8 protein-coding genes are annotated in these 11,192 nt (G+C 68.3%); 7 read left to right on the plus strand and 1 reads right to left on the minus strand.

The features are described 5' to 3' along the window. Positions 1 to 114: 114 nt before the first annotated feature. The 4 genes from QHF84_RS16295 (at position 115) to QHF84_RS16310 (ending at position 4,927) form a co-directional block, all read left to right on the plus strand. Positions 115 to 786: a response regulator transcription factor gene (locus tag QHF84_RS16295; RefSeq protein WP_281314221.1), complete on the plus strand. Its 672-nt coding sequence runs from the start codon at positions 115 to 117 to the stop codon at positions 784 to 786. Next, positions 783 to 2,249 (plus strand): HAMP domain-containing sensor histidine kinase, encoded by a 1,467-nt coding sequence (locus tag QHF84_RS16300; protein ID WP_281314222.1) that lies wholly within the window; start codon positions 783 to 785, stop codon positions 2,247 to 2,249. Before QHF84_RS16295 ends, QHF84_RS16300 begins: the two co-directional genes overlap by 4 nt. Before the next feature lie 297 nt (positions 2,250 to 2,546). Then, positions 2,547 to 4,181 (plus strand): TROVE domain-containing protein, encoded by a 1,635-nt coding sequence (locus tag QHF84_RS16305; RefSeq protein WP_281314223.1) that lies wholly within the window; start codon positions 2,547 to 2,549, stop codon positions 4,179 to 4,181. A 56-nt stretch (positions 4,182 to 4,237) separates the two neighbouring features. Next, a complete protein-coding gene (locus tag QHF84_RS16310) occupies positions 4,238 to 4,927 on the plus strand; it encodes a hypothetical protein (protein ID WP_281314224.1) in 690 nt (229 codons plus the stop codon). Positions 4,928 to 4,930: 3 nt separating this feature from the next. On the opposite strand, the gene QHF84_RS16315 is transcribed toward QHF84_RS16310, so the two are convergent. Further along, a complete protein-coding gene (locus tag QHF84_RS16315; protein ID WP_281314225.1) occupies positions 4,931 to 6,130 on the minus strand; it encodes a hypothetical protein in 1,200 nt (399 codons plus the stop codon). Positions 6,131 to 6,518: 388 nt separating this feature from the next. Here QHF84_RS16315 and QHF84_RS16320 point away from each other — a divergent pair, with 388 nt between their 5' ends. The 3 genes from QHF84_RS16320 to QHF84_RS16330 are packed head-to-tail and all read left to right on the plus strand — an operon-like array spanning position 6,519 to position 11,191. Further along, on the plus strand, positions 6,519 to 8,306 hold the full coding sequence (locus QHF84_RS16320; protein ID WP_281314226.1) for a VWA domain-containing protein: 1,788 nt from the start codon (positions 6,519 to 6,521) through the stop codon (positions 8,304 to 8,306). A 58-nt stretch (positions 8,307 to 8,364) separates the two neighbouring features. Next, positions 8,365 to 9,612 carry a phospholipase D-like domain-containing protein gene (locus tag QHF84_RS16325; protein WP_281314227.1) on the plus strand — a complete coding sequence of 416 codons (1,248 nt, stop codon included), beginning with the start codon at positions 8,365 to 8,367 and terminating at the stop codon, positions 9,610 to 9,612. Positions 9,613 to 9,649: 37 nt separating this feature from the next. Next, the gene (locus QHF84_RS16330) at positions 9,650 to 11,191 is read left to right on the plus strand and encodes a hypothetical protein (RefSeq protein ID WP_281314228.1); all 1,542 of its coding nucleotides are present in this window, start codon (positions 9,650 to 9,652) and stop codon (positions 11,189 to 11,191) included. Position 11,192 lies beyond the last annotated feature (1 nt).

Consider the following 11,192-nt stretch of genomic DNA (forward strand, 5'->3'; position numbering starts at 1 on the left):
GACTCTTATGTAGATCCGAAATCTTACGAATTCCTTACGCGCCGGGACACGCGCTCCGTCCTCGGCTACGATGGGGCTCGCGTCGCGGGCGAAAGCGATCCAAAAAGAGGAACCATGGGAAAGAAGGTGCTCGTCATCGAGGACGATCAAGAGCTCGGCGCGCAGATCGTCAAGCGCCTCTGCGACGCCGGCTACGAGCCGACCTGGTGGAAAGAAGGGCGGCGTTTGTCCCGAGAGACCTTGCCCGATGTCGACCTCGTCGTGCTCGATCTGATGCTGCCCGGAACGTACGGAATGGACATCCTGAAGGATCTGCGCGTGTTCTCCGAGGTGCCGGTGCTCGTGCTCAGCGCGCGCAACGACACGGCCGACAAGGTCCGCGCGCTCCGGCTCGGCGCCGACGACTACATGACGAAACCTTTCTGGCCCGAGGAGCTCGTCGAGCGCGTGCGCGCGCGCCTGCGCAGGCCCACGCTCGGGCGCGGGGACGTCGTCGAGGTCGGCGCGCTCCGGATCGATCGCGGGCGGCGCGAGGTCTCGGTGCGCGGCGAGCGCGTGGAGCTCACGCGGCTCGAATTCGAGTTCCTCGCGGCGCTCGCCGAGCGGCCGGGCGAGGCCATGACGCGCAGCTCGCTCGCCGAACGCGTGCTCGATCCGGAGCGCGACGGGACCGAGCGGACGCTCGACGTGCACGTCTCGAGGTTACGCAAGAAACTCGGGCGCGGCGCGTTCGTCGAGACGGTGTGGGGGATCGGTTATCGGCTGGGCGACGGGCGCGACGAATGAAGCTCCGCGCGCGGCTCGCGGTCGCTACCATTCTGGTGATGGTCCCCATGACGTTCGCGCTGTTCTGGTACGACGGGGCGGCGAGGCATCGGGCCGCGGAGCAGAACCTCACCGAATTCGTGTTCGGGCAAATGCCCACGTCGCGTGAAGCGTGCGAGGCGGCCCCGTCGTCGTTCGGGGGCGAGCTCAGGCCGAGCCGACCTCCGGGGCCTCCGCGCGGCAATCACCCTCCGCCCGGAGATCCTCCGCCTCCGCCTCCGCCGGGACGGCCAGGGCCTCCGCGGCCCCGCGGCGCGCGGCCGGCGGTCGTGCATGCCTACGACGAATCGCTTCATTCGGCGAACCCCGACGCGCCCGTGATCCCCGAGGCGCTCGCGCGCGCCATCCGGGAGCAAGACGTCGCCATTGCCTCGTATGTCTTGCCAACCTCGTCCGTCGAGATCCTCGCGCGTATGCCCTGGGGCACGGGCCCGTGCGCGTACGTGCTCGCCCGCGGGACGACGGATCCGACCTGGGGCGCGGTGCTGCCCGAATCGAACATTTGGCTCCTGCCCACGGTGGCCGTCTTCGCGGCGATGCTCCTCGCCCTGGGCCCGGTGGTCCGGCGTATTCGCAAGCTCACGGAGGCCGTCGAGCGTTCGGCCTCGGCCACGTACGCGGACGCCGTCCTGATGGAGGGCGACGACGAGATCGGCGTGCTCGCGCGGGCCTTCAATGCGGCGGGCCGCGAGATTCGATCCCAGCTCGAAGAGAAGGATCGGCGCGAGCAGGCGCTCCGCCATTTCCTGGCCAACACGACGCACGACGTGATGATCCCGCTGACGGTGCTGCAGGGTCACCTCGCGACGCTGCGCGAGGACGCGGCCGCGGGAAAACCCGTCGATGTCGGCGCGCTCGTGTCGGCGATGGACGAGGCGCATTACATGGCCTCGCTCGTGCACAACCTCGCGGCCACGGCCCGGCTCGAAGCGGCCGACGTGAAACTCCAGCGTTGCGAGGTCGATCTCGAAGCGCTCGTGAAGCGGGTCGTCGGCCGGCACAAGCCCATTGCGAAGCAGCTCGGTGTGTCGATCGAGACCGCCGTCCCCGGAGAGCCCGTCACCGTCTCGGCCGACGTGACGCTCCTCGAACAGGCGATCAGCAACGTCACGTACAACGCCGTTCGTTACAATCGCCCCGGGGGCCACGTCGCGGTCATCCTGGAGCGCGTCACGAAAGAGTCTTTTCGTCTGCGCGTGGTCGACGACGGCCCCGGCATCCCGGAAGCCGAGCTCTCACGCCTCGCGGAGCGCGGCTTTCGTGGCAACGAGGCGCGCTCGCGTGCGCCGGACGGACAGGGGCTCGGGCTCCACATCACGCTCCGCGCCGCGGAGCTGCACGGCTTCCGGCTGACGCTCCGGCCGTCGGAGTACGGCGGCCTCGAGGTCGAGCTCGAAGGAAAGCTCGACGCTCCCATCGGATAACTGCTTATCCTCCCGTCTACGCTCGATCCTCCACTTCCCTCCCCGAGCGGCCACATCCCCGCGAAACCCGCACGAACGCCGGCCTTTCCCGGCCTCGCGAGGCGCTGGCACGCCCGCTGCAATGCCCTCTCCCCGAGCACCCTCCTCGCGAGGGCCGCTCCCCCGAGCCCCGGGCAGTGAGGGCGGCGGTTCCTTCGATTCCAACGAAACCAACCCGCCGCCCATGGTTCTCCCGGGCTCCTCGGGCGTTTTCATATCCGTGCGGCGCGTGCCGCGCGGGGAACCGGTAGGTTCGTCATGGCGTTTTTCAGCTTCATCAAGAAGGAAAAGGCTCGCGCGAAGGCGGCGTCCCAGACGCCCCCGGCCTCGGGACACTTGAATTTCATGGCCGGCGTTTCGTACGACATCTCGTCGCCGATCCTGCGCCTGCGCCTCGCGGCGTCGACGTGCTTCTTCGGCGAGCCGATGTATTACCACCGTGACGAGAAGGACGCGCGGCCGGTGAAGGCCGCGGCAAACGCGTGCCGGCTGTCGAACAAGGAGGTCGATTACCTGCGCGCGACGCTCGACGCGGTCGACCCGCAGGCGTGGCGCAAGATGTCGCCCGCGGAGCTCATCGAGAGCGCGATCGACGAGGCGCTCGCTCACGACGCCGAGGCGACGCTGGAGGAGGCGGCGCGATTGCGCAATGACGAGCATATCCGCACGACGCCGCAGGTCATCCTCGTGCGCGCGGCGAACCATAACGCCGTGAAGGGCACGGGCCTCGTGCGCAAGTATGCGCCGCGCATCGTGAAGCGCGCAGACGAGCCGGCCGTCGGCCTCGCGTACCAGATGTTCCGGTATGGCAAGCCGATCCCGAATGCGCTGAAGAAGGCGTGGCGCGACGCGATCACGCGCTTCGATACGTACGGGCTCGCGAAGTACCGGCTCGAGGACCACGCGGCGAAGACCGTGGACGTCGTGAACCTCGTGCACCCGAAGAGCGAGGCGGTCCATAAGCTCGTGAAGGGCGAGGCGAAGAACACGGGTCGCACGTGGGAGGCGATCGTGAGCGCGCGTGGGTCGAACCGCACGGCGTGGAAGAAGGCAATGGCGGTCATGGGCCACATGGCGATGCTGCGCAACCTTCGCAACATGCTGGAGGCGGGTATCAAGGCGGACGAGATCGTCCCGTCGCTCCTCGCGGGCGCGAAGGACGGCAAGCAATTGCCTTTCCGCTACTTCTCGGCCTACAAGGCCGTGGAGGAGAAGGCGCCGGGGCCCTTGCTCGACGCAATCGAGAAGTGCCTCGTCACGTCGCTCGGCGAGCTGCCGTATTTCCGCGGTCGCGTGATGGTGCTCGCGGACAACAGCGGCTCGGCGCAGGGGACGACGACGAGCGCGATGGGCACGATGAAGGTCTCGACGATCGGCAACCTGACGGGCGTGCTCGCGGGGATGCGCGCGGACGAGGGCCATCTCGGCGTATTCGGGGACAAGCTGGAGACGTTCGCGATCCGCAAGGGCGCGTCGATCTTCGAGCAATTGAAGCGCGCCGAAGGGCTCGCGAAGGACATCGGTCAGTCGACGGAGAATGGGATCTGGCTCTTCCTCGACCGGGCGATCCGGATGAAGGAGCACTGGGACTCGATCTTCGTGATGAGCGACATGCAGGCGGGCCACGGCGGGTTGTACGGGACGAACCAGGCGCAGTACCGCGAGTACGGCTGGGGCTCGGGCGGGCAATACATCGACGTGGCGAAGCTCGTGTCGACGTATCGCAAGCGCGTGAACCCGAACGTGAAGGTGTTCCTGGTGCAGATTGCCGGGTACAAGGACACGCTCGTGCCGGAGTTCTACGACCGTACGTACATCCTCGGCGGCTGGGGCGAGGGCCTGCTCCGCTTCGCCGCGGAGATGGAGAAGGCGACGTCCGGGCAGGCGGCGTAATCGAGGGGGCGGGGCGCATCTTGTGCCCCGCTCCCCGATCTGCTCTCCTCGGGCGCATGGCTCCTCCGCAGGATCGAAGCTGCTACGTCCTCGAGCTTTCTGTCGGGCCCGGCGGTTCTCGCTGGGCCGAGCTCCACACCTATACGAGTCTCGATCACCTCCGCGCGTGCCTCGACGTCTTCCTCGAGAATGGCGGCGGGACGAGCGCGTACCACGCAATCTATTATGGCGCGACGCTCGGCGTCTGGACGGTCCAGGGCGGCGACGTCGTGGGATTCGTCGACCTGCATCCCTTCATCCAGGTGCGTCACCTCGACAAACCGCCCGTGGCGCTCACGGACGAGGCGGGTACGAGCGCCCTCGTGTACGCGAGGCGCAAGGAGCTGTATGAGAAGGACCGCGAGGGGGCGGACGCCGAGGACGAGGAGGACGAGATCCCCGGCCCGAACGAGTGGGACGATTCCGATCTGATCACGTACGAAGAGATGACGATGGCGGTCGATTGGAGCGGCGTCCTCGCGCGCCTGCCCGCGCTCGAACCGCCGCTCCTCGCCCCCGGCGAGCGCGCGAAGGTCCGTTACGATCGCTGGACGAAATCGCCCCGGGCCATGTACGCCAGCAACAAGAGCGTCAGGTTCGGCTCGCACGATGTCGAGGGCGGCGAGAAGCTCGACCCCCCGTTCGAGATCGAGATGCCCGCGTCGGACGACGAGGACGAGGACGAGGACGACGAATTCGACGATTGAGCGTCACTCCTCGCAGCGCGTCTGCTCCACGGAGGCGCATTTGCCGCCGATGCAGACGAGCGAGGCGCACGCGAGGGTCATGCCGTCGACGGCGCAAGGCTCGCCCGCGGCCGCAGGCAGCACGCAGGTGTAATCGGCGAGGATGTCGCAGAGGCCCTCGGCGCAGGCGAACGGGGTGATGTTCGCGAGCATTTGCTCCTGGCAGCTCGCGCCGAGGCCCGGCGCGGGCAGGCAGCGCTTTTCGGTGCAGCCCTCGTTGTCGCAGGTGCAGGCCGTGCCGAGCGGGCAGACGCCGCTCTCGACGCAGCTCTGGCCCTCTTCGAGCAGCGGGAGCTCGGCGACGATCGGCGCCTCGCCGGCGCATTTGCCGTCGACGCATTCGAGCGGATGCTGGCAGGCGCCGAGCGAATCTCCGCACACGGCGCCGAGCCCGCCGCGCTTCGAGCAGCGGCCCTCGTCGTCGAAGTTGCAATAAAGTCCATCGGCGCAGTCGTAGGCCATGTTGCAGGCCTCGCCCTCGGCGCGCGCGGGCCGGCAGGCATAATCGGCTTCGCTCGCGCAATTCGCAGGGTCCGCGCAGAGGCAGGCCGCGCCTTCGCCGCACGCTTGGACGTGCGCTCCGGCGCACGCCGCGCCCGCGTCGAGGTCGGCCACGCAGACGGAGCCCTCGCAATGGGCGCCGGCCACGCAGGGGTCGTCGCGCAGGTTCTCGAAATCGACCGCCGCCTCGTCACACGCCTCGCCGATCGCCGCGCGATCCTGGCAGGTGCCATCCGAGGCGCAGAATGCATTCGGGCCGCACGAGCCCTCGCTGCAGGGCTCGGGCGCACGCGTACAGGTGCCCGGGCACGTCTCGCCCTCGAACACGCAGGAGAGGCCCGCCGCGCAATCGGAGACGATGCCGCCGCGGCAGCTCTCGCCCTCGGCGCGCGTGCCGACGACGTAATGCGCGCAGGAGGGATCGATGCCGAGGCCCTGCGCGGCGAGCGCCCCGCAGCTCGCGGACTCGATCGCCGCAGCGCATTTCTCGACGGCTTCGGGGTCGACCACGACGTCGGGAGAGGTGAGCACTTCGGCGACCGATTCGCAGCGTTGCGCTTCGAGGCAAGCCTCGACGTCGCCCGGCGTGTTGTTGAGGAAAGGATGCCCGCACGCGACCTGCCGCTCACACGCGGCGCGCATGAGGTCACAGACGAGCGCCACAGGCGCATCAGGTTTGTCAGGACCACCATCCGGGTTGGGCTCGCTGGGCCCAGGGCCCGAGCAGGCGGGGAGGAACGACGCGAGGAAAAGGAAAGCAAGAGAAGATCGCACGAGTTTGGCTCCGCGAAAGGGTTCGTCCCGCCGCATTGCAAAGGGAGGGCCAGGGTGGAATCACCGGCGCGCTTCGGCATTCGAGGCCTCGGTTGTGCCAGGGCTGCTCGACTTGCGCAGGGGTGGCGCCGTCGTTTCGTTCACAGTCCCCGGGCGGGCCCGGATCCACCTCCCCGGCGCCCCGGACGAAGGCCCGCGCGATCTCGCGAGGCGCCTGTAAGGTTCGCGGGGCGCCTCCGTTTCCTCGGGCGAAACGCCACTCGGAGGAACTTCTGCCATGTTGCGCTCCCGCCCCGTCGTCGCCCTCGTCGCCCTCGTCACCCTCGCCCAGACCCTCGCCGGTTGTGGTGCCAGTTCCGCCTCGTCGGGAGGCGCCGCCGAGCCGAAGGCCACCGCGACGGCGGACAGCGATTCCTCCTACCCGCAGCAATACCCGGCCGGCGACACGGCCGCCGCGCCGGCCGAGGTCGAGGCTGCGCCCGTGGCGGCCGGCGCCGCCGCGCCGATGGCGCAACAGCCCGTGAATCCCGCGCCCACCATGATGGTGCCGGCGCCGCCCCCGCCCCCGCCGGGCACGCCCAAGAGGGCCGAAGCGAGCAAGTCGGAGGCCGAGCGCAAGGTCGCCGTCGTCACGCAAAAGCCGTCGCCGCAGCAGCCCGCGCCGATCGCGGTCGCGCCGCCGGAGCCGAAGGGCACCGAGGATTACAAGGATTACGGCGTGAACCCGGTCGTCGACCCGGCGAAGGATCGGCTCTCGACGTTCGCCATCGACGTCGACACGGCGTCGTATTCGATCGCGCGCCGGAAGATCATGGAGGGCACGCTCCCGCCGTTCGCCTCCGTCCGCGCCGAGGAGTTTTTGAATTATTTCGATTACAACTACGAGGCCCCGAAGAGCGGGCCGTTCGCGGTCCACTTCGCCGCCGCGCCGTCGCCGTTCACGAAGGGCCATCACCTCGTGCGCGTCGCCGTGCAAGGCAAGCGCGTGCCGGAGAGCGCGCGCAAGCCCGTGCACCTCGTGTATCTCGTCGATACGAGTGGCTCGATGGAGGCTGCCGACAAGATCCCGCTCGCCAAGCGGAGCCTGAAGCTGCTCACGAATTCGCTGAAGAAGGGCGACACCGTGGCGCTCTGCACGTACGCCGGCAACGTGCGCGAGGTGCTCGCGCCGACCGGGATCGAGGAGAAGGACAAGATTTTCCGCGCGATCGACGACCTCAACGCCTCGGGATCGACGGCGATGGCGAGCGGAATCGAGCTCGCGTACAAGCTCGCCGAGCGGACGCTCGTGAAGGGCCACGTCAATCGCGTCATCGTGCTCTCGGACGGCGACGCGAACGTGGGGCCGACGTCGCACGAGCAGATCCTCGACATGATCGGCCGCTACAAGGAGAAGGGCATCACGCTGAGCACGGTTGGCTTCGGGACCGGCAATTACAAGGACACGATGATGGAGCGCCTCGCCGACAAGGGCGACGGGAATTACGCGTACATCGACAGCGAGGTGCAGGCGAAGCGCGTGTTCCAGGATCAGCTCTCCGGCATGCTGGAGGTCATCGCGCGCGACGTGAAGATCCAGGTGGAGTTCGACCCGAAGGTGGTGAAGGAGTACCGGCTCATCGGTTACGAGAACCGGGACATCGCGGACAAGGATTTCCGCAATGACAAGGTCGACGCCGGCGAGATCGGCAACGGCCACGCGGTGACGGCGATCTACGACGTGGTCCTCAAGGACACGAAGGCCTCGCCGATCGTGCTGCGCCTGCGCCACAAGCCGGCGCTCGCCGGCGATACGGCGACGGAGAGCGAGTTCAAGATGGATCCGGCGGCGATCGCGGCCTCGTTCGACGCGGCGGGGCGCGATTTCCGGTTCGCCGCGACGGTCGCGGCGTTCGCCGAGGTGCTGCGGCAGAGCCCGCACGCGCGTGATTGGTCGATGAAGGACATCGCGCGGCTCGCCGATCAGGCCGCGACGACGCAATCCGATCAGCAGGAGTTCGTGAGCCTCGTGCACCGCGCCGAGAGGCTCGCGACGGGCAATCAGGGGCCGGCCGTGGCGCGCTGAAAAAGAACGCCCGGACCTCGACGAACGCCTTCGATCCTCCTATTCTGGCGCGGCTCCGATGTCGCGCCTCGCCCTCCCCCTCGCCGCCTCGATCCTCGCCCTCGCCTGCTCTCCCCACGAACCGGCCCCGCAGACGCCCGCGCCCGCGCAAACGCCCGCGCAGCCGATCGCCGCGGCGCCGCCCATCGAGATCGTCGAGACCCCGCCGACCGAGACCACGCTCGATCACCCCGACGTGCCGAACGCCGCCGATGTGTGGCTCGCGATGATCCAGAGCGCGAAACGGTCGATCGACATCGAGCATTTCTACATCAGCAATGCGCCCGGCGGAAAACTGGAGCCGGTGCTCGCGGCGATCGAGGAGGCCGCCTCGCGTGGGGTGCGCGTGCGGCTCCTCGTCGACATGAAGTTTTACCAGCGATACCCCGAATCCGTCGATCGGCTGGCCTCGCGCAAGGTCATCGTCCGCAAGATGGATCTCCGGGCGCGCGACGGCGTGCAGCACGCGAAATACATGGTCGTCGACGAGGCGGACGCATACGTCGGCAGCCAGAACATGGATTACCGCTCCCTCGAGCACATCCAGGAAATCGGGGCACGGGTGCGCGTGCCCGAGGTCGTCGCGGCGTTCGCGCGGGTATTCGAGCTGGATTGGCGGGCCTCCGGCGAAGACAGCAATGCGGAGCCGCTGAAAACGACGCCGCTCCAGATCCCCGCGCGGGTGACGCTCGGCGGCGAGGAGGCGCGGATCCTGCCCACGGCGAGCCCCAAGGATCTCCTGCCCGCAGGCGTGCCGTGGGAGCTGCCCGAGTTGCTCGCGCGAATCGACCGCGCCGAGCGTACCATCGACGTGCAGGTCCTGACGTACCGCACGAAGATGCGAAACGGCGCGCCGTGGACGGACCTCGACGACGCGCTCCGAAGAGCGGCGAAGCGCGGCGTGCGCGTGCGTCTGCTCGTCTCGGATTGGAGCAAGCGCGAGGCGTCGCTCGAAGGGCTGCGCGAGCTTTCGCGCGTGCCGGGCATCTCCATCAAGTTCATCGTGATCCCGCAGAGCTCGACCGGCTTCATCCCGTTCGCCCGCGTGGCCCACGCGAAATACATGGTCGTCGACGGCAAGAGCGCCTGGATCGGCACGAGCAACTGGGAGGGCGACTATTTCACGGTGAGCCGCAACGTCGGCCTGTTCATCGACGGCAAGACGATCGCCGAGCGGCTCGGGCGCATCTTCGAGGACGGGTTCGGCAGCACGTACACCGAGGTGCTCGATCCCGATCGGAAGTACGAGCCGCCGCGCATCGAATGAGATTGACGGGCGAGGCATTTCGTTTTCTCATCGGCGCGTGCACGACCTCCGCCGCGTAGTCCCGCTCCTTCCCCTCGTCCTCGTCGCCGCGTGTGACCGCGGGTCGAGCGACATCACGCCCACCCCGACTCCCACGCCCTCGGCCGCTGTCGCGGCCTCGGGGGCATCCCCGGCTGGATCCACCACGCCCGCCGTCGCCGCCGCGACGGGCACGGGCGCGCCGATCAAGCCGCCGGAGGGCCCGCCCGCATGCAAGGTGGGCGAAAAAAAGGTGTGGGGCGCAGGCGCGAACAAGCTGACGGGCCTTTCGGTCGTGGACCTCGGCGAAGGTCGGCACGGCGTGGGCCTGGCGATGGGCTACGACCCGTATGTGCTCGTCGTCGACAAATCGGGCGAGGGCCGGCTCGTGAAGGTCGCCGTGGGCAAAGGCTCGCCCCTCGCAAAGCCGCCGAAGGCCGAGGAAGGGACTCGCAAGGTCATGCGCGTGACGCCGTCGAAGGTCGACGGCGAGAAAGTCTACGCGTTCGTCGATTACCACGACGAATACAAGGACAAGCGCCGCCGCGTCGCCTGCGGCCCGGCCGATACGAGCGACGCCTGGAACCATTTCGACGGTACGCCCTGGCTCGATCGTCCGGAAAAACCGACGGGCGAGGAGCGGGCGAAGCTTTTGAAGGGCCACGATTACGATCGAGGCCACGCCGAGGACGACGCGAAAGCCAAGGTTGACGAGGCCGAGGACGAGAAGGGGTATCACGAGCTGCGTGATTGCCGCACGTTCTCGGACGGCAGCGGCAAGGCGTGGATCGTGGGCTCCGAGCTCGAAGCGGACGAGAAGGCCGAAGGCGCGCTCGAATGGAAGAGCACGCTGATGGTGGACACGGGGAACAAGGAGAACGAGGTCCACCTGCACGAGATCGTGCTCAAGGGGGATCCGCCCGCGCTCGCCTCGTTCGAGGTGCCGATTTCGCACGCGTTCGACGACGGCTCGCTCCTGCTCGCGACGCGGTTCAGCTCGACGCTCCGCGTGGGCATTCTCGGGAAAAACAAGCGCCTGAAGAGCAAGCTTTTGAGTTATCCGGGCTTCCCGACGATCCCGTACGCCGCGGAGGACGGCGAGGATCTCGTGATCGTGACGTCCGTGGCCAAGGAGAAGGGCCATTTCGCGCTGCGCGCGCTGCGGGTGCCGAAGAGCCTGGAGCTGCCGAAGAAGCTCGTCGCGATCGACACGCACATGGGCGATGCGGGCCACGACCACGCGCACGGGCACGACGACGAGGCCGACCACCACGACCATTCCGAGACGGATCCGACCTTCCTGCGCGACACGCAGGGGCGGCGCTGGCTCGCGTTCATCGAGGGCAAGCGCGGCAGCGGCGACCTCGAGCTCGTGCCGATCGACGAGAAGTTCCAGGCGATCGGCAAGCGCTTCTCGCTGCTCGACGACAAGGCCCTCGCCTCGGAGGTGCGCCTCCTGCCGCTTCCCGACGGGAAGATCCTCGTGGTCTCGCTGCGCGAGGGCACGGGCGGCACGGAGCTCGTCTCCGAGGAGCTGACGTGCGATATCGTGAAGGAGTGAG

The sequence above is a fragment of the Polyangium sp. y55x31 genome (assembly GCF_029946505.1).
Classification (GTDB): Bacteria; Myxococcota_A; Polyangia; order Polyangiales; family Polyangiaceae; genus Polyangium.

Coding starts and splice junctions, on each gene's coding strand:
- QHF84_RS16295 (WP_281314221.1), top strand. CDS start 115: ATGGGAAAGAAGGTGCTCGTCATCGAGGACGATCAAGAGCTCGGCGCG.
- QHF84_RS16300 (WP_281314222.1), top strand. CDS start 783: ATGAAGCTCCGCGCGCGGCTCGCGGTCGCTACCATTCTGGTGATGGTC.
- QHF84_RS16305 (WP_281314223.1), top strand. CDS start 2,547: ATGGCGTTTTTCAGCTTCATCAAGAAGGAAAAGGCTCGCGCGAAGGCG.
- QHF84_RS16310 (WP_281314224.1), top strand. CDS start 4,238: ATGGCTCCTCCGCAGGATCGAAGCTGCTACGTCCTCGAGCTTTCTGTC.
- QHF84_RS16320 (WP_281314226.1), top strand. CDS start 6,519: ATGTTGCGCTCCCGCCCCGTCGTCGCCCTCGTCGCCCTCGTCACCCTC.
- QHF84_RS16325 (WP_281314227.1), top strand. CDS start 8,365: ATGTCGCGCCTCGCCCTCCCCCTCGCCGCCTCGATCCTCGCCCTCGCC.